The organism is Demequina gelatinilytica (genome assembly GCF_000971115.1).
GTDB lineage: Bacteria > Actinomycetota > Actinomycetes > Actinomycetales > Demequinaceae > Demequina > Demequina gelatinilytica.
Map to the genome: position 1 here is coordinate 33,718 of NZ_BBLV01000003.1, position 25,155 is coordinate 58,872.

Annotated in this window: 26 protein-coding genes; 6 read left to right on the forward strand and 20 right to left on the reverse strand. The window is 73.0% G+C overall.

Annotation, left to right across the window (positions count from 1 at the left end):
* Positions 1-2: 2 nt before the first annotated feature.
* Genes AOM00_RS02705 through AOM00_RS02715 form a run of 3 tightly spaced genes read right to left on the reverse strand, consistent with a single transcriptional unit; the run spans position 3 to position 2,511 of the window.
* The gene (locus AOM00_RS02705) at positions 3-980 is read right to left on the reverse strand and encodes a GmrSD restriction endonuclease domain-containing protein (RefSeq protein ID WP_082096461.1); all 978 of its coding nucleotides are present in this window, start codon (positions 978-980) and stop codon (positions 3-5) included.
* The gene (locus tag AOM00_RS02710; RefSeq protein ID WP_062516344.1) at positions 977-2,029 is read right to left on the reverse strand and encodes a zinc-dependent alcohol dehydrogenase family protein; all 1,053 of its coding nucleotides are present in this window, start codon (positions 2,027-2,029) and stop codon (positions 977-979) included. Before AOM00_RS02710 ends, AOM00_RS02705 begins: the two co-directional genes overlap by 4 nt.
* Before the next feature lie 23 nt (positions 2,030-2,052).
* Positions 2,053-2,511, reverse strand: a complete 459-nt coding sequence (locus AOM00_RS02715) for a MarR family winged helix-turn-helix transcriptional regulator (RefSeq protein ID WP_062516345.1) — start codon at positions 2,509-2,511, stop codon at positions 2,053-2,055.
* An 80-nt stretch (positions 2,512-2,591) separates the two neighbouring features.
* Here AOM00_RS02715 and AOM00_RS02720 point away from each other — a divergent pair, with 80 nt between their 5' ends.
* Entirely contained in the window at positions 2,592-3,029 is a 438-nt protein-coding gene (locus AOM00_RS02720; protein WP_062516346.1) for a thioredoxin domain-containing protein, read from the forward strand.
* 14 nt (positions 3,030-3,043) lie between these two features.
* Here AOM00_RS02720 and AOM00_RS02725 read toward each other — a convergent pair whose 3' ends face one another.
* The gene (locus AOM00_RS02725; protein WP_062516347.1) at positions 3,044-4,438 is read right to left on the reverse strand and encodes an O-antigen ligase family protein; all 1,395 of its coding nucleotides are present in this window, start codon (positions 4,436-4,438) and stop codon (positions 3,044-3,046) included.
* A gap of 122 nt (positions 4,439-4,560) precedes the next feature.
* Between AOM00_RS02725 and AOM00_RS02730 the strand changes: the two genes are divergently transcribed.
* The gene (locus AOM00_RS02730) at positions 4,561-5,436 is read left to right on the forward strand and encodes an oxygenase MpaB family protein (RefSeq protein ID WP_228373384.1); all 876 of its coding nucleotides are present in this window, start codon (positions 4,561-4,563) and stop codon (positions 5,434-5,436) included.
* A 180-nt stretch (positions 5,437-5,616) separates the two neighbouring features.
* Here the strand turns inward: AOM00_RS02730 and AOM00_RS02735 are convergent, their stop codons facing one another.
* The 4 genes from AOM00_RS02735 to AOM00_RS02750 form a co-directional block, all read right to left on the reverse strand.
* Positions 5,617-6,534 carry an endonuclease domain-containing protein gene (locus tag AOM00_RS02735; RefSeq protein ID WP_156159000.1) on the reverse strand — a complete coding sequence of 306 codons (918 nt, stop codon included), beginning with the start codon at positions 6,532-6,534 and terminating at the stop codon, positions 5,617-5,619.
* A gap of 252 nt (positions 6,535-6,786) precedes the next feature.
* Positions 6,787-8,040 (reverse strand): LCP family protein, encoded by a 1,254-nt coding sequence (locus tag AOM00_RS02740; RefSeq protein WP_228373385.1) that lies wholly within the window; start codon positions 8,038-8,040, stop codon positions 6,787-6,789.
* Between the two features lie 61 nt (positions 8,041-8,101).
* Complete coding sequence (locus AOM00_RS02745; RefSeq protein ID WP_062516350.1) at positions 8,102-8,362, reverse strand: hypothetical protein; 261 nt, start codon at positions 8,360-8,362, stop codon at positions 8,102-8,104.
* 70 nt (positions 8,363-8,432) lie between these two features.
* Positions 8,433-9,197 (reverse strand): CPBP family intramembrane glutamic endopeptidase, encoded by a 765-nt coding sequence (locus AOM00_RS02750; protein ID WP_062516351.1) that lies wholly within the window; start codon positions 9,195-9,197, stop codon positions 8,433-8,435.
* Between the two features lie 116 nt (positions 9,198-9,313).
* Between AOM00_RS02750 and AOM00_RS02755 the strand changes: the two genes are divergently transcribed.
* Both AOM00_RS02755 and AOM00_RS02760 read left to right on the forward strand, forming a co-directional pair.
* On the forward strand, positions 9,314-10,045 hold the full coding sequence (locus tag AOM00_RS02755; RefSeq protein ID WP_062516352.1) for a patatin-like phospholipase family protein: 732 nt from the start codon (positions 9,314-9,316) through the stop codon (positions 10,043-10,045).
* Between the two features lie 150 nt (positions 10,046-10,195).
* Complete coding sequence (locus AOM00_RS02760) at positions 10,196-10,825, forward strand: GTP pyrophosphokinase (protein ID WP_228373395.1); 630 nt, start codon at positions 10,196-10,198, stop codon at positions 10,823-10,825.
* A 19-nt stretch (positions 10,826-10,844) separates the two neighbouring features.
* Here the strand turns inward: AOM00_RS02760 and AOM00_RS02765 are convergent, their stop codons facing one another.
* The 4 genes from AOM00_RS02765 to AOM00_RS02780 form a co-directional block, all read right to left on the reverse strand.
* Complete coding sequence (locus AOM00_RS02765) at positions 10,845-11,639, reverse strand: LLM class F420-dependent oxidoreductase (RefSeq protein ID WP_062516353.1); 795 nt, start codon at positions 11,637-11,639, stop codon at positions 10,845-10,847.
* Positions 11,640-11,777: 138 nt separating this feature from the next.
* Complete coding sequence (locus tag AOM00_RS02770; protein ID WP_062516354.1) at positions 11,778-12,242, reverse strand: hypothetical protein; 465 nt, start codon at positions 12,240-12,242, stop codon at positions 11,778-11,780.
* Between the two features lie 95 nt (positions 12,243-12,337).
* Positions 12,338-12,796, reverse strand: a complete 459-nt coding sequence (locus tag AOM00_RS02775; RefSeq protein WP_062516355.1) for a hypothetical protein — start codon at positions 12,794-12,796, stop codon at positions 12,338-12,340.
* Between the two features lie 96 nt (positions 12,797-12,892).
* On the reverse strand, positions 12,893-13,786 hold the full coding sequence (locus tag AOM00_RS02780; protein WP_082096472.1) for an EamA family transporter: 894 nt from the start codon (positions 13,784-13,786) through the stop codon (positions 12,893-12,895).
* Positions 13,787-13,866: 80 nt separating this feature from the next.
* Between AOM00_RS02780 and AOM00_RS02785 the strand changes: the two genes are divergently transcribed.
* Positions 13,867-15,219 (forward strand): alpha-amylase family glycosyl hydrolase, encoded by a 1,353-nt coding sequence (locus AOM00_RS02785; protein ID WP_062516356.1) that lies wholly within the window; start codon positions 13,867-13,869, stop codon positions 15,217-15,219.
* Between the two features lie 52 nt (positions 15,220-15,271).
* On the opposite strand, the gene AOM00_RS02790 is transcribed toward AOM00_RS02785, so the two are convergent.
* Positions 15,272-16,591 carry a S1C family serine protease gene (locus AOM00_RS02790; RefSeq protein WP_062516357.1) on the reverse strand — a complete coding sequence of 440 codons (1,320 nt, stop codon included), beginning with the start codon at positions 16,589-16,591 and terminating at the stop codon, positions 15,272-15,274.
* Between the two features lie 103 nt (positions 16,592-16,694).
* Positions 16,695-17,675 (reverse strand): ABC transporter permease, encoded by a 981-nt coding sequence (locus tag AOM00_RS02795; RefSeq protein ID WP_062516358.1) that lies wholly within the window; start codon positions 17,673-17,675, stop codon positions 16,695-16,697.
* Positions 17,676-17,778: 103 nt separating this feature from the next.
* Here AOM00_RS02795 and AOM00_RS02800 point away from each other — a divergent pair, with 103 nt between their 5' ends.
* Positions 17,779-18,390 (forward strand): TetR/AcrR family transcriptional regulator, encoded by a 612-nt coding sequence (locus AOM00_RS02800; RefSeq protein ID WP_062516359.1) that lies wholly within the window; start codon positions 17,779-17,781, stop codon positions 18,388-18,390.
* Here AOM00_RS02800 and AOM00_RS02805 read toward each other — a convergent pair.
* The 6 genes from AOM00_RS02805 to AOM00_RS02830 all read right to left on the reverse strand — a co-directional run bounded on the left by AOM00_RS02805 (position 18,366) and on the right by AOM00_RS02830 (position 25,145).
* Positions 18,366-19,025 carry a response regulator transcription factor gene (locus tag AOM00_RS02805; RefSeq protein ID WP_062516360.1) on the reverse strand — a complete coding sequence of 220 codons (660 nt, stop codon included), beginning with the start codon at positions 19,023-19,025 and terminating at the stop codon, positions 18,366-18,368. The two genes, AOM00_RS02800 and AOM00_RS02805, sit on opposite strands and share 25 nt — an antisense overlap.
* Complete coding sequence (locus AOM00_RS02810; protein ID WP_062516361.1) at positions 19,022-20,182, reverse strand: sensor histidine kinase; 1,161 nt, start codon at positions 20,180-20,182, stop codon at positions 19,022-19,024. Before AOM00_RS02810 ends, AOM00_RS02805 begins: the two co-directional genes overlap by 4 nt.
* A 79-nt stretch (positions 20,183-20,261) precedes the next feature.
* On the reverse strand, positions 20,262-20,915 hold the full coding sequence (locus AOM00_RS02815) for a hypothetical protein (protein ID WP_062516362.1): 654 nt from the start codon (positions 20,913-20,915) through the stop codon (positions 20,262-20,264).
* Positions 20,916-20,972: 57 nt separating this feature from the next.
* Positions 20,973-22,235, reverse strand: a complete 1,263-nt coding sequence (locus AOM00_RS02820; protein ID WP_228373386.1) for an MFS transporter — start codon at positions 22,233-22,235, stop codon at positions 20,973-20,975.
* A 48-nt stretch (positions 22,236-22,283) separates the two neighbouring features.
* Positions 22,284-24,440 (reverse strand): DEAD/DEAH box helicase, encoded by a 2,157-nt coding sequence (locus AOM00_RS02825; protein ID WP_062516363.1) that lies wholly within the window; start codon positions 24,438-24,440, stop codon positions 22,284-22,286.
* A gap of 249 nt (positions 24,441-24,689) precedes the next feature.
* On the reverse strand, positions 24,690-25,145 hold the full coding sequence (locus AOM00_RS02830; RefSeq protein ID WP_062516364.1) for an Lrp/AsnC family transcriptional regulator: 456 nt from the start codon (positions 25,143-25,145) through the stop codon (positions 24,690-24,692).
* Between the last annotated feature and the right edge of the window lie 10 nt (positions 25,146-25,155).

Genomic DNA, 25,155 nt, shown 5'->3' on the forward strand with positions numbered 1-25,155 from the left:
CCTCAGCCCTCGCAGACGGTACCGTCCCCGTCGCCGTCCCGGTACCACCCGTACTCCTCGTCCACGCCCTCGCGGTACGGGCCGAATCCCGCCGCGATCGCCTTCGCGCAGGAGGAGAACCGCGGATCGGTGGACGCGGCGACGCTCGGCGACGGTGACGGCGAGGCGCTCCCACCTGACCCCGCATCGTCCCCGGGACCGTCGCCGACCCCCTCGGCGAGGACCGGCTGGTCCCCAGGGCCGGGAAGCAGCCGGTCGGGGCAGCCCTCGAGCACGTCGACGATCGCGTCGCGCTCGTCCGCGGTGACCCACAGCCCGTACTTGGTCTTGACCGCCACCTGCCGCGCGACGTACTCGCATCGGTAGGACCTGTTCGGCGGCAGCCATTCGGCGGCATCGTCGTCGCCCTTGGCCCGGTTCTCCCCCGCATCGACGGGCTCGAGGTTGAGGGGGTCGTTGGCCAGCGCGACGCGCTTGGCGGGCTCCCACTCCCCCGCACCCGTCTGCCACGCCGCGGACAGCGCGACCATGTGGTCGATGTCGATCTCGCTCGCGCCACCACGCTCGAAGTGGATGACGGTCCCCGTGTAGGGATCGTCGAGATCGCCCTCGAGGACGATGCACGCGCCGTCGAGCGCGACGGCCGTGAGACGCAGCTGGAGCATGTCGTTGCGCGTGTCGCAGCCGTTGTGATCCACATCCGCCCACGCGGGACCGAACTCCTCGCGGGAGTAGCCGTCCGTCGACGCCGGCGCCTCAACGGCGAGGGCGAGCGCCGCCTCGAGGGCCGACCCCGTGGGGGTGGGCGTCGCGCTGACGGACGATGCGGGGCTCGCCTCGGAGACGTCGGGCGACGGCGACGCCGCCGCCGTCGCGGTGGGGACCCCTCGCAGGTCGGACGTCTCGCCCGCACCCGCGCACGCCGCGAGAAGGACCGCGATCGAGGCGAGGATCGCGATCCGGGAACTGCGGAGGATCATGGACGCAGCATCACCTTGATGGCGGTGCGCTCGTCCATGGCGCGATACGCCTCGGCGGCCCGCTCGAGCGGGAGCTCGAGGTCGAACACGAGGCCCGGACGGATCCGCCCGTCCAGCACCTCGGGCAGCAGCTCGTCGATGTAGCCGCGCACCGGCGCGACGCCGCCACGGACACCCACATTGCTGTCGAACATGGTGCGCACGGGAAGCTCGGGGCCCCCGTTCGGGACGCCGACGAAGCCGACCTGGCCGCTGGGACGCGCGGAACGCAGCGCCTGGTCCATCGACTCCTTGGTGCCCACGCACTCCAGCACCACGTCGGGGCCGATCCCGTCGCACAGCTCCTTGAGACGCGCGATGCCCTCGTCGCCGCGCTCGGGCACGATGTCCGTGGCGCCGAGCTCGCGCGCAAGAGCCTGCCGGTCCGCGTGACGCGACATCGCGATGATGCGCGACGCCCCGAGGCGCTTCGCCGCGATGACCGCGCACAGCCCCACCGCGCCGTCGCCCACGACCGCGACGGTCGAGCCCTCGGTCACGCCGCCCGACACGGCCGCGTGGTGGCCCGTACCCATGACGTCCGACAGCGTCAGGAGACCCGGGATCATCGCATCGTCCGGCATGCCGCCGGGCACCACCGCGAGCGTCCCGTCCGCGAGCGGGACCCGCACCTTCTCGCCCTGACCGCCGTCGGCGAAGCCGAGGCCCTCGGCCTCGCTGCCCCACCATCCGCCGTGCTGGCAGTGCACCGTCATGCCGTTGCGGCAGTTCACGCACGTGTTGTCGCACTGGTAGAACGGCGCGATCACGAAGTCGCCGGGGCGCACCTGCGCGACCTGGTCCCCCACCTCCTCGACCACGCCGACGAACTCGTGGCCGATGCGCCTGGGCGCCTTCACGGCCGTGACGCCGCGGTACGGCCACAGGTCCGAGCCGCACACGCACGCCGCGACCACGCGCACGATCGCGTCGAGGCCGGTGCTGAGCACCGGCGCGGGAACGTCCTCGACCCTGATGTCCCGTTCGCCGTGGATGAGCGTCGCTCGCATGTCGTCTCCTTGCCGTCCGGCCGTCACATGGTCCCGCCGGCGAGGCGCGTCAGCCCCTCGCGCAAGGCGTCGACCGCCGGGCCGCCCCATGCGGCCCTCCACTCCTGCTCGCGTGCGCGCATGGCCTCCGTGGCGCGCGCGCAGAACTCGGCGCCGGTCGCGGTGAGCCCGACGAGCGAGGCCCGGCCGTCGCGCGGGTCCGGACGCACCTCGACGATCCCGGCGGTCTCGAGGTCGCGCACCAGCGCGGCGACCGCCTGCCGCGTGTGGCCGATGCGCGGGGCGAGGTCCGCGACCCGGCTCCCCCCGGCCTCGAGCGCCGCGATGACCGGGACGTGGGCCGCCCTCACGCCCGAGGTGCCCGAGGGGTCGACGCGAGCGAGCGCATCGTCCGTCACGGCCCGCGAGGCGTCGACGAGCAGCCTGCCGATGTCCTCCCGAGCCGCGGTCGCGAAGGCGGCCAGCTCGACCTCGTACGTCACCTTGTCTCCCGCAAGCCGGAATAGGCAATCCCCCTGCCTTGTTAGGCAGGACGCTTGCTCATCTATCGATCGGAGTTCCGATGTCCACCCTATCCGCGCCCCTCGTCGCCGGTGACACGCTGCCCCGGCTCGCGCTCGTGTCCGCCGCAGGCGCCCCCGTCGCGCTCGAGACGCTCGCCGCATCGTCCCCCCGGACGGTGCTCTACTTCATGCGCACGTCGACCTGCCCCGTGTGCCATCAGCACCTGCGGGCGATCGGTCGCATGGGGCTGCCCGCGGTGGTGATCGTGCCCGGCGGCGCGGCGGAGGCCGCCGCGGTGGCGCGCCGTCACCCGGCTCTCGCGGCGACCGTGGTCGCCTCCGAGGACGCGCACGCTGCCGTGGGCCTCTTCGTGCGTCACGGTCTCCAGCAGTCGGGCACCTACGTGGTGGAGGGAGCCCGCATCATCGCCGCGCGGCATGCCACCGTGCCGCTCGGCTCGTTCGACGCGGCGGAGGTGACCGCGGCCCTCGCGTGAGCGGCGCGGGCGCGTCAGACCGGCGGGCGCGTCAGGACGGTGACGGGGTCCTCGGCCTGAGCCACGTCGTCGGAAGGCGCGCCCGTGCGCACGAGCGCCGGGTCGACGATGGTGAGCGTGAAGACCCCGGGTCCCGAGACGAACAGCACCACCAGGAGGAACCAGCCGCCCTCCACCAGCAGCCGCGACTCGGTGAGCGCCTGGAGCGCGAGCGCCGCGGTCAGCAGCGCCCAGCCCAGGGGGATGTACGTGTCCCCTCGGCTCGCGCGCTCGACCAGTCGCCACGCGCTCCCGAACGAGAGCACGACCATCACGATGAGCAGCACCAGCCCGATGAGGCCCAGCTGCAACCACGCGTCGAGGAACGCGTTGTGCGCGTGCGCCGCGACCACGCCGGCGTTGTCGACGATGGTCCTGTAGGGGTCCTCCCAGATGGGCCAGTAGCCCACATAGCCCCAGCCCTCGGGGCGATCCCACGCGAACTGGACCACCTGGTCCCAGATCGCGGTGCGGTTGGTCGCATCCGGGCCACGGTCGAACATCGCGAAGATCTCCTCGCGGAACTTCAGCGTGAGCACCGCGACCACCGCCGTCACAGCCAGCACCGCGAAGGACAGCCGGCGCTTGTTCGCGGCACGTGACCGTCGGATCATGATCGCCGCCACCGTGAGACCCGTGAGGTAGACCGCGGCCACCGCGACCGTCGCGGAGGACGTCAGCAGGTGCACGGCGACGGCGAGCGCGAGCGTCAGCGCGCCGTCGAGCACGCGGATGCGACGCTCGAGCAGGAGGATGACGGCGACGACCGCGGTGAAGAGCGCGATCGCGGCGAACGGGTTGCGGTTGCCGACGAAGCCCTGGATCGGGCCTCCCGCGAAGAGGTTGTTCCGCGACCAGGTGATGGGCTCGCCACCGCCGTCGACCTTCGCGATGCTCGACAGATCGGTCGCGAGCGGCGTGAGGTCGTGGCGGACCACGAGCGCGACGAACAGCTCGAACAGCAACCCGCCCAGGAGGCTCACCTGGAGCCCCCGGTAGAGGAACGCCATGAACTGGCCTCGCGACGTGCCGCGTGCGATCAGCACCGCGACGAACGTGGTGGCGGCGAGCACCGCGACCGCGAGCACCGAGACGGCGGGAGTGGCCGACCACAGGATGCTCAGCGCCGCGAGCGCGACGAAGGTGCCGATGAGGGGCGGCACCCTCATCTGCCCGAGGAAGCGCCGGAAGCTCACCGCGACGGCGGCCACCGTCAGCACGCACAGCGTGCCGTAGAGCGGCACCCCGAGGAGGTAGCGGAAGCCCTGTCCCGAGAACAGCAGCACCACGGTCCACACCGTCACCCATGCGCGTGCACGCTGCGAGCGCGAGCGCACCCACCACGAAGCGGCAGACCTGGGCTTGCGCATGCACTCTCCTGTTCCGGTGGGGCGGGGCTCCGGTCACGGCGGCATGCATCTGCCGCCCTCGTGGTCGGCTCTGGGCTGAGCGAGACCGGCGCGCCATCCTAACGCGGGGCGATACTGACAGGGTGACCCCCACCACGCATCCCGTCGAGCGCATGCGGGCCCACATGGGTGCGGCGCTCTTCGCCAAGGTGGGCGGGGACCAGGGGCCCGCGATCCGCGCGCGTGTCCACGAGACTCCCGGGCCGCGGTGGTTCGCACCCGGCAGCGCGATCCGCATCGTCCACGGGGACGCGTCGATGTACGTCGGCGGCGTCCGCGCCCTGCTGCTCCAGTCCCTCCATCCTCTCGCGATGGCGGGGGTCGCGGGGCACTCGGGCTACCGGTCCGACCCCTGGGGCCGCCTGTCGCGCACCGCGACGTTCCTGGCCTTCACCACGTTCGGGACGGTGGACGACGCCGAGGAGACGGTCGCCCGGATCCGCGCCGTGCACGAGCGGGTGCGCGGCCGCCTCCCCGACGGACGCGAGTACCGCGCCTCGGATCCCCACCTGCTGCGCTGGGTGCATGTCGCGGAGGCGGACTCGTTCCTCGCGGCCCACACGCGCTACGGGGCGAGGCCGCTCTCCCCGGCACAGCGCGACGAGTACGTGGCCCAGGTCGCGCAGGTGGGCGGGCGGCTCGGCGCGACGGACCTGCCGTTCTCGGTCGCAGGGCTGAAGGCCGCTCTCGACGAGTTCCGCCCCGAGCTCGAGGCGACACGCGAGGCCCAGGACGCGGCGGACTTCCTGCTGCGCGAGCCTCCGGTGAGCCGCGCCCTGCGGGCTCCCTACGCGACGCTCGCCATGGGCGCGGTGGCGCTGCTGCCGGGCTGGGCGAGCCGGATGCTCGGCAGGGATCGCTGGTCGACGCGCACCTTCGGCCCGGCTGGCGGCGCGCTCGCGACCCGCGCGATCCGCTGGGCGGCGAGGGCGACGCGCCCCACCAGCAACGTCGACTAGCCACGCTGCACGCGCCCTGTCCCCCGCCCCGCCCATCCCGCCCACCCAGCCCACGCCGCTCCTCCCGCTCCTCCCGCCCCGCCCCGCCCGCTCCTCCCGCCCCGCTCCTCCCGCCCCGCCCCGCCCACCCCGCCCCGCCAATGTGTGCGAATCGTGTCGCCTGGCGGCATCTATCGACGCCTATCGGTGCTGATCGTGCGATTCGCGGCTCCGCAGAACCGCCGACACGATGTCGCGGCACCATGCGGGGCGACCCATGACGTCCTCGTAGCTGAGACGGATGGTTTGGATCCCGAGCGTCGCGAGATCCGCCTCGCGGCGGTTGTCGCGCACGCGTTGCTCGCCCGGCAGGTGGAACTCGTCGCCGTCGAGCTCGACGTTGGTGCGCGTCGCGGGGTCGTACATGTCAAGGAAGCGCGTCTCGCCGCGCGCGACCACCTGATGCTGCCGCACGAACCGCGAGAACTCCCGGTGGGCGAACACCCGCGTGAGGCTCTCGTGCTCGAGGAAGCTGTGGGCACCCGACTCGAACGCCTCGAGCACGCGGTGCAGGCCCGCGCGGTCACGGACACGGGGCGTCCTGCGCATCGCCGCGCGGACGTCGTCGGGGGTGCAGACCCTCCGCTGCAGCGCCCGGAGGACGGTGCCGACGCGGTCCGTACCCTTGCCCCTGCGCCACTCGTGGATCACCGACCACGCGGGTCGCGCGATGTCGATCCCCCGCCACCGAGCGGCCGGCGGGAGGCGCGGCTGGCGCTCGACGCGTAGCCACGGCACCGCGGGTGCGCGCAGCGCGGCGGACGTGGTCACGTCGATGACGTCCGGGGCGCGTCTCTCCGCGCCAGCGAGCAGCAGCGCTGCCTTGCCGGTCACCACCCCGTGGGTGACGGACACGCCGGCGTGGGACCGGACCAGCCATGACCGGGCATGCGGACCTGACGCGTAGCGGCCCGGGAGCACGAGCGCGATCTCGCCCGAGGCGATCGCCATCCGTACCGCGTGCGGCGAGGTCGACCGCACGAGCTCGGCACGGCTGAAGCTCAGGCCGCCGTCGTGGACCTCGGGGGGCATTCGGGGCTTGTCGCGGGTCGCGGGCATGAGCCCACCTCAGTCCGGAGATCCCTGCCTTGCCCCCCACCACCGCGTGGCGGTGGACAGCGCACGCTCGCCGATTGGCTGGGGACACCGCGCGTGACACGCACGCCGCACCATTCGCGCCGGATCCCGGCTGTCGCCGCGCCCACAGCGCACGATCCGCACCCGTTGCTGCGGGGGGCGAGGCTGCGGGGGGCGAGGCTGCGGAGGGGGCGAGGCTGCGGGGGCGAGGGGCCGGGCGCATACGCCGCTGCGTCAGGGCGCTCCGCCCACCTCCGTGCCGGGCTCGTAGGCGCCCGTCGCGATGTCCTCCCAGAACTGATCCGCCTTGTCCGCATCGAGCAGCACCGTCGAGCCCACCCCGGCCACCGAGTAGCCCATCGAGGTGATGGGCGGCGTGCCGGTGACGGCGTCGCCGCCGCGACCCGAGTTGAAGGCGAGAGCCACCTGGACCAGGTCGAACGGTCCGGCGGCCTCGTCGACCCGGAACGCGTCGAGGCCGGCGCCGACGGTGGGCACCAGCTGGAACGGGTTGAGCACCGTTCCCGGGCTCAGGACCTTGTCGGCGACCTTCGCGACCACCTGCTGCTGACGCTCGGCGCGACCGATGTCGCCCAGCGGGTCGCTGTAGCGCATCCGCGCGAAGGCCAGCGCGGTATCGCCGTCGGCGACATGGCAGCCCGCCTTCCACTTGAGGCGGCTGAGCTTGTCGTCGACCGTCCTGTCGTAGCAGAGCTCGACGCCGCCGACCGCGTCGACGATGTCCGCCACGCCCGTGAACCCCACCTCGAGGTAGCGGTCCACCGTGAGCCCCGTGAGCTCCTCGACGGTCTCGACGAGCAGCTGCGGCCCGCCCCACGCGAACGACGCGTTGATCTTGTTCTTCCCGTTGCCCGGGATCTCGACGTACGAGTCGCGCGGGATGCTGATGAGCGCGGTGGGCCCCGACTCCGGCTTGTGCAGCAGCATGATCGTGTCGGTCCGCGCTCCCTCGGTGCCGTCCTCGTCCCACCCCTCGCGCGAGTCCGAGCCGACGATGAGGGTGGTGAGCCCCGGCGTCCCCGGCGCCCCGGAGAGCGCGTCGACGTGGTTGATGTGGGACGAGACCCACGCGTAGAAGATCACCAGCAGCGCGACGAGGATCAGGAGCAGCGCCAGGAGGATGCGGCGTACGGGGTGGCGCTTGCGGCGTCGCTTGGCCGGGGCCGGGGTCGGGGCGGGCGGCGGCGCCTGCCGTGGCGGGGCGGTCCGCGTGCTCGAGGACGATGCGGGGCGCGCCTGGGCAGGCGCGGCCGGGGCGCCGGTGCGCGAGCCCTGCGCCGCCGCGGCGTGGCTCCGGCCCGGCGGGGTGTCGTACTGCTGACCGTCGGAGGGGCGCACGCTCTGCCGTCGCACGGGCACCGCGGGCCGTGCGGTGCCGGGGCGCTCCTGGCCGCTGCGCGGCTGGATCGAGGGCGGCACGCGCCGGGGGCTCGCGCCGCCGGGGGCGCCGTCGCGGTCGTCTGTCACGTTGCGTAGGTTAACCCTTCGGCGCCCGCGAACCCGCGTGGCGGGACCGGACCACGGCGCATCAGCGACGCTCGCGCCGGCGGAAGATCACCGCCGTGCCGGCGAGCGTCGCGCCCAGGATCCCCTCGGCGAGCGCGCGGACGGAGAGGCTGAACCCGGGGTGGTCATGCACAGGGATCGCCTCCGCGGCGCTCCCGCATCCGGACGGCGAGGGCCGGTGGGAGGCCTCGGCGGGCGCCGCGGCCAGGGAGACGCCCGCGATCAGACCCGCGACGGCGAGCACCCGCACCGCCCGGGCGCGGAGCGACCGGGGTCGCACCATGGCGCTCCTTCCTCTCCAGGTCAGGGACGGCGCGACGCCCGCCGCGGGTGCGGCGGGCGTCGGCGACGGTTCAGATGAGGGCGGCCGGGACGAGCAGCGAGACCGAGAACATCGCCCAGTCGTTGAGGATGTGCGCGCCCGTCGAGACCCAGAGGTTGCGCGTCACCACGTAGGCCAGCGTCAGGAACAGGCGGGCGACCGCGATGAAGACGAGGCACTGAAGGACGTTCCAGCCGTAGGTCGGGAGGTGGAGCAGGCCGAACACCACGGCGGTGCCGATCCACGCGACCGCGAGCGCCGCGCCGCGCGACCACCGGAGGCGACGGACCAGCAGGGACATCAGCGCAAGGAGCGGCAGGATGGTGATGAGCTCCTCGCCCAGCAGCTGGGGGATGGTCGCGGCGAGGAAGTTGAGCCGCTCGGGGCCCGTCGCCTCGGACAGCAGATCGGCGGCGGGGTTGGGGTTGGCGCCGATGAGACCGCCGAGCGCGGTCGCGGCGGCGAAGCTGACCGTGAGGTTGAGCGCCGCGAACCCGACCATCTGGAGGACCTGGCGGACGCGCACCTTGCGGAACAGCCGGGTCCAGCCCCGAGGCGCCGCCCAGGCGAGGGCGAGCAGCGGGATCAGCGGGAACAGGATCGAGTGGATCCACCGCTGGGCGGGACCGTCGCCGGGGATCGACAGCTGCGCGAACGCGACCGCGCAGGCCGCGACCACCACGAGCCACCGGCCGCCGCTGATCGCGGACGGGCCTGCGTAGAGGGGCAGATCGGGCGTGGCGGGCGCGGCGGGGCCGGCGTCCTGGACCGGTGCGGTGGGGACTGCGGTGCTCATCTCATCTCCTTGTGTGTCGATGACTCAAGCCTCCCGAGAACGGGCCCGCCGCACATCGTCCGGCCGTGGACACCTGCGCCTGCTACGACCGCAGTACACACGCCTAGAGTGAGAGCGTGATCGACCTGCGCCACGCGCCCACGCTGGGGCTCAGCCTGGGCGGCGGCGGGACGCTCGGCGGCGCCCACATCGGGGTCCTCCAGGTGCTCCATGAGCGCGGGATCACCCCCAGCATCGTGGTCGGCACCTCCGCCGGCGCGCTCGTCGGTGCCGCATACGCGCACGGCATCGATCCCTACCGCCTCGAGGAGCTGCTGCTCGACCTGCGGTGGCGCGACGTCGCCTCGGTGCCGCGGCGCCCGGGCCCGGGCCTGCTGGACTCGGCGGCGCTGCGCGCATCCGTCACGGAGCTCGTGGGCGGCGACGTGATGATCGAGGACCTGCCGGTGCGCTTCGCCGCGGTCGCGACGGACATCGTCGCGCGCGAGGAGAGGATCATCGATCGCGGATCGCTCGTGGACGCGCTGCGCGCGACCATCTCGGTCCCGGGGATCTTCCGACCCGTGACGCTCGACGGTCGGCGGCTGGCGGACGGCGGGCTCAAGTCGAACCTCCCGATCGACGCGGCGCTGCGCCTGGGCGCGTCCCCGGTGATCGCGGTGCGCGTCGCGCCCGAGTGGGACGTCCCCGGCTACGCGAGCTCGACGACGCTCAGGGCGCTCGAGATCCGGCCGGACGTGCTGGTCATCAAGCCCGCGCTCCGCGGGCGCACATGGTGGCAGACCAAGGATCTCGGCGCGGTGGTCGCCGCCGGGCGCGCGGCCGCCGAGGCGGCGCTTCCCGGCTGACCGCATCGTCCCACGGGAACCCTGGCCGCCCCGCGCACGTCAGGACTGTGGAGGGGCGCAGCGCGCCCGCACGGCGATGGCAGGAGCACGATGACGGAGTCGACCGCGATGGAGGCCATCGCGCGGCTGGGCGAGGACGCCGTGGGCGCGATGTCCCCCGGGCAGGTGCGTGAGGTCCGCAAGGAGATCCAGCAGTTCCTCCTCCAGTACGAGTTCGGGCTGCGCGAGATCGAGACCAAGCTGTCGATCCTGCGCGACGAGTTCCTCGAGCTGCGCGACTACAACCCGATCGAGCACATCTCGAGCCGCGTGAAGTCCCCGGAGAGCCTGCTCGAGAAGGTCGCCCGCAAGGGCGTCCCGCGCGATCTCGCGAGCATCCGCGAGCACGTCACCGACATCGCCGGCGTCCGCGTGACGTGCAGCTTCGTGTCCGACGTCTACCGCCTGTTCGAGCTCCTCACGCGACAGGACGATGTCAGCGTCCGCACGGTCAAGGACTACATCGCCGAGCCGAAGCCGAACGGCTACCAGAGCCTCCACGCCGTGGTCGACATCCCCGTCTACCTGTCCTCGGGCCCGGTGTCGGTGCCGGTCGAGGTCCAGTTCCGTACCGTCGCGATGGACTTCTGGGCGAGCCTCGAGCACAAGATCCACTACAAGTACGACGGCGGCGTGCCCGATTCGCTCACCGAGGAGCTGCGCGAGGCGGCCGCGACCGCCACGGAGCTCGACGCCCGCATGGCGCGCCTGCACCAGCAGATCCACGGCCCGCGGGTGTGACCCCGGCGCGCGGAGCGCGTCAGGAGTTCAGGCCGTCGCGCCACGACAGCCACTCGTCGAGGCCCGGGATGGCGTAGTCGGGCCCGCCGGCGCCCAACGTGAAGAGCGTGACGCCATGCTCATGCAGCGCGGTCGCGTCGGCGATCGTGCGCTTGCCGACCTCGGTCGAGATCTCGATGCCGCTCACATCGCGTCCGACCGCCTCGCCGTGCTGCGCGAGGATCCCGAGCTTGCGCTCGAGCGTCGGCAGGTCGGAGAAGCTGTGCCAGATGTCGGCGTGCTTGGCGACCAGGCGGAGCGTCTTGCGCTCTCCCCCGCCGCCGATGAGCACGGGGATCCTGCGTGTGGGCGCAGGGTTGAGGCGGGACCACCTGTCCTCGATCGCCGGCAGGGCCTCGCCGAGCGCGTCGATACGCGAGCCCGCGGTGCCGAACGGGTAGCCGTACTCGTCGTAGTCGCGCTCGAACCAGCCGGACCCGGTGCCGAAGATGAACCGCCCGGTGCCGCCCTTCGCGCTGATGTGGTCGATGGTCCGGGCCATGTCCGCCTGCAGGTGGGCGTTGCGGTAGCTGTTGCAGTTGACCAGGGCGCCGATCTCGACCCGGGACGTCTGCTCGGCGAGCGCCGCGAGCATGGTCCAGGACTCGAAGTGGAGGCCGTCGGGATCGCCGTACAGCGGGAAGAAGTGGTCCCAGTTGAACAGGATGTCCACGCCGGCATCCTCGAGCTCGGCGGCGACGTCACGGATGCGCTCGTAGGTCGCGTGCTGCGGCTGGAGCTGGACGGCGATGCGGACGGGGCGGTCGACGGTCATGGTGCCTCCTCGGGGCGCGGGTCTCCCTGCCGAGGCTAGCGAGGCGCGGCGGACGATGCCGGGGACGCACGAGGCCCCCGGTCCGTGGCGAGCTGGTGGGCTCGGCACGGCGCGGGGGCCCCGTGGAGGCGGCGCGGGCTACTCCGCGACGGTGACCTCGCGGACCACCGTGACGTCGTCGTTGGCGATCGACGCGAAGTGCGAGGTGTCCGAGGTGGACACGGTGAAGTACTCGCCCGTGAGCACGCCGGTGGTGTCGGACGCCGCCTCGATGTTGGGGAGGTCGGCCTCCTGCATGGTGGTGGCGTCGTAGATCGCGACCGTGGTCTCGACCACGCCGTCGCCGTCCACGTCGCACGTGAACTCCCAGCCGGCGATGACGCCCTCGCCGGCGACCTTGCCGCCCGCCCACGAGCCGCCGAAGGCCTCGCATCCCGTGAGCGTGTTGATGTTCTCCGCGATGGCGGAGACGTCCGGGCCGGCCTCGGCCATGGCGGTCGCGGTCGCGGTCGCGTCGGCATCCGAGTCGGAGCTGCAGGCCGCGAGCATGAGTCCGGCCGTCGCGGCGACGAGCGCCACCTTCACACCGTGGTTGATGCGCATGTTATTCCTTTGTGTAGGGGGGACTATCAAGAGAACCGAAACATCGTAGTCCTCGCCCCACCCTGGGGTGACCGGGACCTCGGTCCGCCCCCTGCTCAGGAACCGAGCTCGCGCACCACCTCTCCCATCCCGCCGAGCGCTGCGAGGTGGTCGGGATCGTTCGTCGCGATGATCACCTCGTCGCCCTTGATGATGGCCGCCGTCGCATCGGCCGCCTCGACGTTCGCGAGGTCGTTCTCGAGCGCGTCGCCCGAGGAGTAGACGGACAGCGTCGTCTCCACCACGCCGTCCCCGTCCACATCGCACGTGTACGCCCAGCCCGCGAGGACGCCTTCCCCCGCGACCCGGCCGCCTGCCCAGGCCTCGCACCCCGTGGCGGTGCGAGCCTCGTCGACGATGCCCGACACGTCGGGCACGGACTCCTCCGCCGCCATCGTCGCGCCGGGGCTCGCCCCGTCGCTCGCGTCCGGGTCCGGGTCCGAGCTGCACGCGGCCAGCGCGAGCCCGGCCCACGCGGCGACGAGCGCCGTCGGGATCCCTCGAGTGATACGCATGTCGACACCTCCCCATCCGGCTCCCCCGCGAGAGCCGCACCCTCCATTGGACGCCTGCCCGCGCCGATACGCGAGCGGGAGGGCTACGGCGGGCGCTCAGGTGGGCGACGGCGGCATGGCGGGCTCCGCGTCGGGACCCGCCTCACGATGCACGGGCGCGGTCCGCACCGCGCCGACGCCCGCGACCGTCACCATGACGATGCCGAGCGCGACCGTCCACGTGAGCGCCTGGTCCAGCACCACGAGACCCGTGAGCGCCGCCACCGCCGGAGCGAGTGCCATGAGCACGGCGAACGTCTCGGCGCGGAGCCGACGCAAAGCGGTCAGCTCGATGCCGTACGGGATGGCCGAGGACAGCACCGCCACCGCGAAGCCGAGCGCGAGCACCGACGGCGTGACCAGCACGCTGCCGACCGTCGCGAGCGCGACGGGCACCGTGAGCAGCGCACCGAGCGACGTGGCGATCGCGATGCCCGAGAGCCCGGGCAGGGCCGCTCCGGCGGATCGTGCCATGAGGATGTAGACCGCCCACAGCGCGCCCGCACCCGCCGCGAAGGCCACGCCCACCAGGTCCAGGCCGTGCGCGGTCCCTCCCAGGAGCGCGACGCCCACCCCGGCGGTCACCGCCCAGACGAGCCCGCGCAGCGTGCGGCTCTCGACCACGCTGAGCGTCAGCGGACCGAGCACCTCGATGGTGACCGCGATGCCCAGCGGGATCCGCTCGAGCGACAGGTAGAACAGCACGTTCATCAGCCCGAGCGCGAGCCCGTAGCCCAGCATGATCCGCCAGTGCCGCACATCGACGCCCCGCAAGGATCGGGCGGCGATCGCGAGCAGCACCAGCGCCGAGAAGAGCAGGCGGAGCGCGACCATGCCCACCGGCCCCACGCGCGGGAACAGCAGCACGGCGATCGAGGCGCCGACCTCCTGGCAGGCCAGGCCCAGCAGCACGAGCAGCGGCGCGGCGGCCGCACCGGGGCGTGACGTCATGGGTCAAGCATGCCGCCACCCGGGCGGGGCGCCGTGCATGCGTGACGCCCCTGGTCCGCGACGGTCGCTAGCGTGAGGACATGACCTCCGCCACGCATGAGCCGGGCTGGGTCGCTCACGCGATCTGGTGGCACGCCTATCCGCTCGGATTCACGGGAGCGGAGGGTCTCGCGCAGGCGCCCGATGCGCCGGCCCGTCATCGCCTCCCCCACCTGGCCGCGTGGCTCGACCACCTGGTCGGGCTCGGCGCATCGGGACTGCTGCTCGGCCCGGTGTTCGACTCGGAGAGCCACGGCTACGACACGGTCGACCACCTCCGCATCGACCCTCGCCTGGGCGACGAGGCCGACCTCGCCGCGCTCATCGCCGAGGCGCATGAGCGCGGCGTTCGCGTGATGCTCGACGGGGTCTTCAACCACGTGGGCCGCTCGCATCCCGCCTTCGCGGCGGTGCTCGCCGAGGGCCCGAGCGCACCCACCGCCGGCTGGTTCCGCCTGCGGTGGCCAGGCGGCGCCGAGGCCTGGACCCCGGGCATCGAGCCCGACTACGACGACTTCGAGGGCCACCGCCACCTGGTCGCGCTCGACCACTCCTCTCCCGCCGTGGTGGACCACGTGGTCCAGGTCATGACGTACTGGCTCGACCGCGGCGTCGATGCGTGGCGGCTCGACGCGGCCTACGCCGTGCCCGCATCGTTCTGGGCCGAGGTCTCGCGTCGCGTGCGCGCGACCCACCCCGACGCCTACCTCATGGGCGAGGTGATCCACGGCGACTATGCGGGCTTCGTCGCGGACGGCGGGCTCGACGCCGTCACGCAGTACGAGCTGTGGAAGGCGGTGTGGTCGAGCCTCAACGACCGCAACCTCCACGAGCTCGCGCACGCGCTCGGCCGCCATGATGCGATGCTCGCGTCGTTCGTCCCGTTCACCTTCGTGGGCAACCACGACGTCACGCGGATCGCCTCGCGGCTCACGGACCGCCGCCACCTCGCCCATGCGACCGTGCTGCTCGCGACGCTCCCGGGGACCCCGGCGGTCTACTCCGGCGACGAGCTGGGCCTCACCGGCGTCAAGGAGGACCGCGCGGGCGGGGACGACGCCGTGCGGCCGGTGTTCCCCGACCAGCCGGGGCCGCTCGACCCGGATGCCGCGGCGATCCTCGCGCTGCACCGCCAGCTCCTGGGCCTGCGGCGCCGCCACGCATGGCTCCACCGCGCCCGGGTCGAGGTGACCCACGTGGCCAACGAGACGATCGTCTACGTCTGCACGGACGGCGACCGGCGGCTCGCGGTCGCGCTGTCCACCTCCGACGGCGACGTCGGGTGCCCGCTCCCCTCGGGTTCGCGCGAGGTCCTCGCGGGCCACGGCACCCTGGTCGACCACGCCACCACGGTCCTGCTCCCCTCCCACGGGTGGTGCGTGATCGGGGCCTGAGCGCCCAGCCGCGAAGCGGGCGGCGCGTCGCGCCGCCCGCCCCAGGTCCTCATCAGGCCGCCGGCCCCGCGATGAGCGTCACCGTCGCGCTCTGGCTCGTGCCGCTCGCATCGGTCCAGGTCAGCGAGATCGAGTCGCCGGGATCGTGGGCCGCGATGGCGTCGGACAGGGCGGTCCCGCTCGTGACGGCGCTGCCGTCGACCGCGGTGACCGTGTCGCCCGCGACCAGGCCGGCGTCGGCCGCGGGGGTGGCGGGGTACACGTAGCCGATCTCGACGCCGGAGGTCGAGGCTCCCGTGCTCGTCCCCGGGACGAGGCTCAGCCCGCTCTCGCGTGCGAGCCCGACACCCAGGAAGGCCGGGTAGCCGAGCACCACGCCGTCGGACTCGTCGCCGGCCTGGATCTGCGCGACGATCGCGAGCGCGTCCTCGATGGGGACCGCGTACGCGATGGTGGTCGCGAGGCCGCTGGAGGCGGCGGTGGTCATGCCGACAACCTCTCCCTCGTCGTCGAGCAGCGCCCCGCCCGAGTCGCCGGACACGACGTCCGCGGAGAACTCGATCATGCCCGTGAGAGTCTCACCGGCGACCGTGTACTCGGAGGAGGTGGTGACCGAGGAGTCGACCGCGGTGAGGTCGCCGTCCGCTGCCATGAGGATGCCGCCGCCGGACGCGTTGCCCACCGCGGTGACGGCGTCGCCGACCTCGACGCCGTCATCGTCGAGCGTGACGGTGGTGAGCCCGGAGGCGCCCTCGAGCTGGAGGAGCGCGACGTCGTCCTCGGCGTCGGTGCCCAGCACCGTCGCCGTGTAGCTCTCGCCCGTCGAGGGGTCCGTGACGGTGATCGCGGTCGAGTCCTCGACCACGTGGTTGTTGGTCAGCACCAGCCCGTCGCTCGTGAGGATCATGCCGGTGCCGGCGGCCTCCGCGCTCGCGTAGCCGAGCTCGGTGTCGATGAGCACCACGCCCGTGGACTCCGAGGACGATGCGGCGGCCGCCTCCTCCTGCGTGGAGGACGAGGCCTCGCCCGGCCAGGTCGCGGTGCCCCCGCCGAGCGACGAGCCGCCCCAGGATCCGTACGGGTCGCTCGGCATGGTCCGGCCCGGCACCGTGCCCTCGCCCGTCGACGGGACGCCGCCGAGGGCGCTCGAGGCGCCCGAGCCCTCCGCGGTGCCGCTCTGGAGCGCCACCGCATCGGCGGTGTCCGTGTCGGCGCTGGTGAGGTGGGCAGCCGCGACCACGCCCCCGAGCACGAGCACCGAGGCGCCCGCGGCGAAGGCGGTGCGTCGCAGCCGGGAGCGGCGGTAGGGCCGCACCTCGGGCTCCGCCAGGGTGATCTCGGACTCGGTCGGGGGCAGCAGCGCATCGGTCATCGTCGTCTCCTCGCTCGGTTCTCTCACCTTCACCTCACTCCCCGGATCAGGGAGCGGACCGGGAGGAATCCGAGAGTTTGCCGAGAGTGCGCGCCCGGCGAGCCTAGGAGGCGACGGCCTCGGCGCGCCGCGAGCGGACGCCGCTGATCGCGAGGAGCAGCGCTCCGAGCGCGGTCCACCCGAGCAGGACCAGCACCGGGCCGAGCGTCGCGGCACCGTCGAAGAACGCGACGTTGCGCAGCAGCGTGCCCGTCGCGCCAGGAGGCAGCAGCTGACCGAGCGCGCCCCACGGCTGGGGGAGCATCTCGGGAGCGGAGGTGACACCCGAGAGCGGGTTGCCGAGGAGCACGACGAGGACAGCGCCCAGCACGATCCCCGGCCGGCCGAGCAGGCTCTCGAGGCCGAGCACCGTCATCCCCGTCGCGAGGATGCCGAGCATCGCTGCGGCCGCCGTCGACCAGAAGTCGCCCGCGAAGGTCCCGAACCAGAGCTGCAGGATCGACACCATGGCGAGGCCCGCGACCACGGCGAACAGCCCCATCACGGCCAGGCGGCGGCCGGTACCGCGGATGAGCTGCGTGGTCGCCACCCCGGCGATGAAGCCGCCGAGCGCGATGGGCAGCGCACCGGCGGACAGGCCGATCCCCCGCGGATCCTCGTCCGTCGTGGGGACCACGTCCTCCACCGTCACGGTCGCGCCCTGCTGGGAGGCGATCCCCTGCCCCACCTGGGCGAGGGCTGCCGAGACGGTCGGGCTCGCCGCGCTCGCGACGTCGAGGGTGAGGCCGTCCGCGCCCACGATGAAGGCGCCGTACACCTCACGGTCGCGGATGAGCGCCTCGGCGGCGTCGGCCGACTCGACCACCGTGACGTCGAACGCACCGGGCTGGGCGGACTCGAGCGCACCCGCCAGCTGCTCCGTCGCCCCGGTCGGGCCGGCGACCGCGATCGGGAGGTCGCGCGGCGCGGAGTTGACGGCGGGCAGGCCGAAGGCGATGAGCATCGTGCTGATGAGCAGCGCGAGGCCGAGCGCCAGGCCCACGACGGGCCTCCAGCTCTCGCGCGGGTTGTCGGTTGCGGACATGAAGGCACCTCTCGGAAGCGGGACAAGATACGATACGTACCGTATCTTAGCGCGACGATAGGGTGTCAACCGATCCGCGACGGTCCATGAACGAGGAGGCACCATGCCCGAGGCCCCCGCGCGCAGGCGGCGCGCAGGCGAGCTCCTCGACGCGATCCGCGAGGCGACGCTCGAGGAGCTGCACGAGCGCGGCTACCAGGGGGTGACCTTCGAGGGCGTCGCGCGCCGCGCGGGCACCAGCAAGCCCGTGCTCTACCGGCGCTTCTCCAACCGCGCCGACATGGTGGTCGACGCGATCGTCAGCACCCGCTTCTCCGTGCCCCCGGCGCCGCTCGACGGACCGCTGCGCGAGGACCTGATCCGGCTCATGCGCGGCGTGATGGAACGGATGGGACGTCAGGGCGTCACCACGTTCCGCGGCGTCATCGGCGAGGTCGACGATGCGACGGTGACCCGGGTATCCACCCTGGTCCTTTCCCAGTTCGAGGCCTGGCTCGACGGCATCCTCGTGAGGGCACGGGCCGCGGGCGAGCTGGGCCCGGCCGCGGTGCCGCCCCGCGTCACGGCCGCGATCCTCGCGCTGCTGCGCCACGAGATGCTGTTCGTCTACGGCTCCGGCATGGAGCCTGATCTCGAGGGGATCGTCGACGACGTGGTGCTGCCGCTGCTGCGCGCCACGACCCTCCCGGATCAGGCGCCCGCGAGCCCCGCCTGATACGCGGCCACCACGAGCTGCGCGCGATCGCGCGCCCCGATCTTGGTCATGGCGCGGTTGACATGCGTCTTCGCCGTGAGCGGGCTGACCCACAGCTGCTTCGCGATCTGGTCGTTGGTGAGCCCCTGCGCGACCAGGAGCACCACCTCGCGCTCACGCTCCGTCAGGTGACGGAAGACGTCGCCCTCGACGGACGGCTGCGGGCGGTCCTCGGCCACGTGGGCGATGACGGCGCGCGTCGCGGCTGCGGACAGGAGCTCGTCGCCGGCCGCGACCGTGCGGATCGCGCCGAGCAGCTCGGCCGGACGGACGCTCTTGCCCAGGAACCCGCTCGCACCACCGCGGAGCGCGCGCAGCACGTACTGGTCCTCCTCGAACGTGGTGAGGACCACGATGCGCACGTCCCCGAGCGTCGGGTCCGCCGCGATCGCCTCCGTGGCCTCGAGCCCGTCGGTCCCAGACATGCGGATGTCCATGAGGACCACATCCGGCCTCTCGCGACGGATGACCTCGAGCGCCTCGGCACCGTCGGAGGCCTCGCCGACCACCTCGATGTCCTCGGCTGTCCCGATGATCGCGACGAACCCGCCTCGGATCAGCTCCTGATCGTCCACGACGACCACGCGCACCGTCATGATGAGGTCCCCTTCCGTACCGGCAGCGTGGCATGCACCACGAACTCGTCCCCTTGCCGCCCCGCCGCGAGCCCGCCACCCGCCGCGTCGACGCGCTCCGCCATCCCTACCAGGCCCAACCCTGAGCCCTGCCCCCCGGGCCGCGCGTCGTCGACCGCGTTCCTCACGTCGATCGCCAACGCACCGTCGCGCAGGGCCACCTTGACGCGCGCCTCGCCCGTGCCGTAGCGGCGCGCGTTGGCCAGCGCCTCCTGGACGATGCGGTAGGCGGCGTGATCCGTGGCGGCCGGCAGGACGTCGGGCACGTCCGCGGCCGAGAACGCGACCTCGAGGCCCGCGTCGGCGGCCTGCGCGACCAGGTCTGCGAGCGACGCGACGCCGGCGGTCGGCCGGACGTCCTCCTCGTCCTGACGCAGCACGCGCAGCATGACGGGAAGCTCCTCGAGCACCCGCGCACCCGCCTCCTGCACGCGCACGAGCGCCTCCGATGCGCGGGCCGGGTCCGTGTCGATCAGCGCCTCCGCGACGCCGGCCTGGACGTTCATCACCGCGACGTGGTGCCCCACCGCATCGTGCAGCTCGCGCGCAATCCTCAGCCGCTCCTCGGCGACGCGGCCACGTGCGACGGCCTCGCGCGTCTCCTCGGCCTGGCGCGCCCGCTCGCGCTCGTGTGCCACCGAGCGACGGTAGAGGTTGGTCGCCACGCCCACGGCGGCGACCAGGGCCATCCAGATCTCCGCCGAGACGACCACGGGATCCGTGACGGCGCGCTCGGACCCGACCGCGAGCACACCCGCGACCCCCACCACTCCCGCGGCGCCGACCGCGAGGCCCACCGGGATCCGCGCGACCCGCGACACCACGGTGTAGAGCGCCGCCACGAGCGGGATGAGCGCGGAGGCGACCTCGCCGGTGAGGATGGTCGGGACGGCGAACAGGAGCGCGCACGCGAGCAGGACGGCGACCGAGGCCGCGCGGCGCCACACCAGCGCGAGGCACGCCACGAGTCCCGCGAGCGTCGACAGGGTCGCCAGCTCGGCCACCCCGCCATCGCCGACCGCGAGCACCGCGATCGCCACGGCGACCACCGCGGCGCCGAGCGCATCGCGGCCCAGCGAGGCGGCCGGCAGAGGCACGCGGCTCACCAGGGACGTCATGACCGCCAACCTAGCGCGCATCGCTCGCGGCGCCGCTCAGCCCGCGCGCATCACGGATGCCCGGGTCGAACCGATGGCGTCACCGTGCGCCGGTCGCGACCTCGCAGATGGTCGAGAAGAACCAGTCCTCGTCGAAGAAGTCGTCGAACGACGCGTCGACGTAGCGCGTGGTCACGCCGTCCTGGGTGACATGGCCGGTGAACGTCGTGTCGCCGCCGTACGGCGTCACCATCCGCCCGACGACCATGTAGACGATGGCACCGTTCGCCCCCTGGATCTTCCAGTGGACGCCGTCCGCCACGTACGACAAGGTCGCGTCGTCACCCGGCACCGCGAAGTCTTCCGTCCACCTCACATCGGTCCGGATGCTCACCGTCGCGGGTCCATCGTCGGTCAGCGCGTACTCGTCGATGTCGTGGGTGCGGAACCGTCGGAAGTCGTTGAGGTTGTCCTGGTCGTAGTAGCGGATCTGGTGACGCTGCTCGGTCCGCCGGTTGTAGACGGGGACGTCGCACCCGGGCTCATCGTCGAGGGTCCAGTCGTAGTGGAGGCGCCGCTCTCCCGCGCAGACGGTGCCGTGCGGCGTGAGGTGGCATGACCATGGGGCGAACGAGCCGCTCAACGCGGGGACGAGGACCGACTCGTCGACGACATCGGGGCGGGCCACGGCGGGACTGGCGAGCGCGAGTGAGAGGAGTGCGGCGGCGAGGCCGACCGCGGCTGTCTTGGGCATGATGAGCTCCTTCCATGCGGCGCAGCGTGGGGATTCACGGTGCGCGCACGGTCCGGGCTACCGGGGCGAGGTATGCGAGCGGTATGCGGTCAGCACTGCGAGCGGCACGAGCACGACGAGCGACACCCACGAGAGCATCGCGAACCCCGATGCCGCCAGGAGGGGCCCCGCGAGGAAGGCCGTGGCGGCGCCGGTGAGGTTCGACGAGGCGTCGAGCGCTCCCTGCGCGGAGGCGCGGGACTCGGACGCGATCGACGAGCTGAACAGCGCGGAACCCGCGACGTTGACGAACGACCACCCCACCCCGAGCAGGATGAGCGACACCGTGGTCCAGCGCATGCTCGTCGAGAGGGTCGCCCCGAGCAGCAGCGACACGGCCAGGATCGCGATGCCGATCCCGATGGTGAGCCGATGCCCGCGGAGGTCCACGAGCGCGCCCACCACGGGCGCGAGCGCGTACATGCCCGCGACGTGGAGGCTGATGGTGATGCCGACGACGGTGAGCGATCCACCGTGATGCACGATGTGCACGGGCGTCATCGTCATCACGGCGACCATCACCGCCTGCGACGTCAGCACCGCGATCACCGCGTAGCGCGCGGCGGCGCTCGACCGCACGGCCTCCCCGAGACGCGCGAGCCGCTCACGGACGGACGATGCGCGCGTCGGGTCGGCATCGGCGTGGAGGCGGGTGGGGCTCGCCAGCAGCGGGTCGGGCCGCAACCAGACGAACACGATCGCCCCGGCGAGCGCGAGGCACACCGCGGCGATGAGGAAGGCGCTCGCGTAGACGGTGAGACCCGTCGCGTCGCTCACCACCTCTCCGGGCGCGCCCAGGTTGGGACCCAGGACCGAGCCCAAGGTGCCGATCCAGACGATGAGCGAGAGCGCACGGGCGCGATGGTGGGGCTCGGCGAGGTCGGTCGCCGCGAAGCGCGACTGCAGGCCCGCGGCCGAGCCCGCCCCGATGAGCAGGAGGCCGACGAACAGCGGCAGCACCGCGGAGAGCTGTGCCGCAGCGACCAGGATCGCGCTCCCGAGCGCCGCCGTCCACCAGCCGGCGGCGAGGGCGAAACGACGTCCGTGGCGGGCGGCGAGGATGCCGAGCGGGAGGCCCAGGAGCGCTGCGCCCAGCGTGCTCGCGGTCCGTGCGAGCCCGCCCCACGCCTCGCTGTTCGTGACGTCCCCGGCCAGGAGCACGCCGATGGACGGCGCCACGCCGACGCCGATCATGCCGACCACCTGTGTGACGGCGAGCACGCGCATGGTGCGTCGCTGCAGCGCGGCGGTGCCCGCCAGCTCGGTCCCCGTGTCAGCCACGGCCCGATCCTCTCGCGACTCGTCCACGGCGGCGCGGGACCTCTGGCGTCAGCCGATCCCCTCCGCCTCGAGCGCATCCAGGAGCAGCGCGATCAGCGCGTCGAGCTGGACGTCGGTCGACGTCGACCCCTCCTCGACGTCGACGCCGTCGAGCGCGGCGGCGGCAAGGCCCGCCTTCGAGTCGATGAGCTCGGCGATCTTCGCGTCGATGGTCTGCGCCGCGATGATGCGCCAGGCCGTCACTGGCTCGGACTGGCCGATGCGGTGGATGCGGTCGATCGCCTGCGTCTGCTCGGCATCGGTCCAGGACAGCTCCGCGAGAACCAGGTTGGACGCCACCTGGAGGTTGAGGCCCACGCCTGCGGCCATGAGCGAGCACACGACGACCTGCACGTCAGGGTCCTCGGTGAAGGCCTTGACGTTCTTGTCGCGCGCGGTGCGGGACTGGTCTCCACGGATCGAGGCGTACCGGATGCCGCGGTCGGCGAACAGCTGCTCGGCGGTGTCCATCACGTCGATGTGCTTGGCGAAGAAGACGACCTTGCCCACGTTCCGCGCGAGCTGCGCGGCGTAGTCGGCGGCGAGCGTCGCCTTCGCCTGGCCGATCCTCCGGACCATGGTGAAGACGTTCTCCCCGGTGGCCTTCTCATCGGAGTCCTTGAGCTCGGACGTCGCGATGCGCCGGGCGAGCTCGAGATCGATGCCCTCGACCGCATCGTCCCCACGCGCCGCGACGGCGCGGTGGTACTGCTCGACCATGCGGGCCGCGAGGGCGGCCTCCGCGGCACGGATGGAGCGGCCCACGGGGCCGTCGAGCTCGACCGGCAGATCCGCGACCCGGCGTGCGGGGATGTCCGCCGCGACATCGACCTTGCGCCGGCGCACGATGCCCCGCTCGATCACCGCGCCGCGCGCGGCGGCGCTGAAGCGACGGTCCGCCGGGGTCAGCCCGGTGTCCTCGAGCGCCTGCATGAGCGCGCCGATGGGGCGTTCGTCGTCGATCCAGCCGAGCAGCTCCCAGATCGCGCGGAAGTCCTCGATGTCGTTGATGAGCGGGGTGCCCGTGAGCGCCATGAGCAGCGGCCGTGCCTGACGCTCGCGGATGCGCTCCGACAGCGCGAGGACGTGCTGCGAGCGCTGCGAGCCCTTGTTCTTGATGAAGTGGGCCTCGTCGACCACCATGCCGCGGAAGCCCAGGTCCCCGAACCATCCCACGTGGCGGTCGAGGATCTCGTAGTTCACCACCACCACGTCGGCGAACGCGTCGACCTGGTCGCCGTCGCCGTGGACCACGGTCGCGCGACGATGCGGGATCCACAGGTCGACCTCGTGCGCCCAGTTGGTCTTGACCACGTTGGGCACCACCACGAGCAGCGGGAAGGCATCGGCGGCCTCCGCCGCGAGCAGCGCCTGCGCGGTCTTGCCCAGGCCCGGCTCGTCGGCGAGCAGGAAGGTCCGGTGCCCCTGCGCGGCGGCCGCGACCACCTGCGCCTGGTGCGGCATCAGGGTGCGACCGAGCGGCGGGCGCGCCCGCGACTGCGCGAGGGCGGCGGGCTCGGGCAGCTCCATGCACGCGCGCACCCCCGACGTGTCGTGCTCGAACGAGCGGAACAGCGGCTCGAGCAGCTCCCAGCCGGCCAGGCGACGCGGCTGCACGGCGCGCTCCTGCGCGGCCGCGAAGTCGGGCGCGAGGAAGGGGTTCGCAAGCTGGTAGGAGATCGCCGACTGCGGCACCACGCGCTTCTCCGCGCCCGGCGGCGGCGTGATGGGGGCCGGCGGCTCCGGCTCGTCGGGCACCTCGCGGCCCGCGGCCTTCAGCACGGTCGCCTTGTAGTTGCGTGCGGCGTCGGACACCCGCGCATCCTCGGCGAGCAGGGACAGCAGCGACGTGTCGCGGGCGGCGATCTTCGCGAGGATGGTCGCGAGGCCGTCGAGGCGCTTGAGCTCCTCCTCACGCTTCGAGGCCGACAGCGTGTCGTCGGTCTTGACGCTCGCACGCTCCTCGCGCACCAGCAGGGCGACCACCTGGTACTTGGTGCGGGTGGTGCCCTTGGTCGGCGGCTTCTGGACCGCGCGGTCCACCTCGCGCGCGATGCCCGCGAGGAGCGGGATCAGGCCCTTCTCGGTGGGCCGCGACGTGCGGCGTCGCTGGTTGGCCCCGGCGGTACGGGTGCGGCCGGTCCGGCGCTGCCCAGTTCCTGACACTACGGCTCCTACTCGACTCCGTGACGCGTACGCGGCACGCTCTCCCAGGCAGGGACGCCCGTCCTCTCGCGCGCCGGGACTCGATCTCTACGCGCGGCTGGCGGACGGTGCGCGCTCGATCGGCGGCTTCCCGGTCCATCCACGCGGACGGCGGCGTGCACCCGCGACGGCCCTGCGTGGTCGCGCGTGCGTGAGCATTCTACGGCGCGACGTCCCGGTTCGACGACAGCGACGCGGCCGCGTCGGACGCTACGACTCCTCCGCCGGGACCAGGGGCCTGTTCTCGTAGAAGGTCTGGAGCACCACCGTGGTGCGCGTGTTGACGGGCACCGCCTGCCGGATGTCACGGATGAGCGCCTCGAGGTCGGGCGGCGTGGGGACGCGGACGAACAGCATGTAGCTCGCATCCCCCGCGATCGAGTGGCAGGCCTCGACGGCGGTGAGGTGCTCGACCAGCTGCGGGACGTCGTCGGCCTGCGCGGGGTCGAGCGGAGTGATCTCGATGAACGCCGACAGCGGGCGGCCGAGCGCCTCGGGGCTCACCAGCGCGCGGTAGCCGGCGATGACGCCGCTCGCCTCGAGGCGCTTGAGGCGCGCCTGGACCGCGGAGGTCGACAGCCCCACGTGCGCCGCAAGCTGCGCCAGGGTGGCGCGCGCGTCGCGGGACACCTCTGCCACGAGCCTCGAGTCCACGGGATCCTGCATGACACGGAAG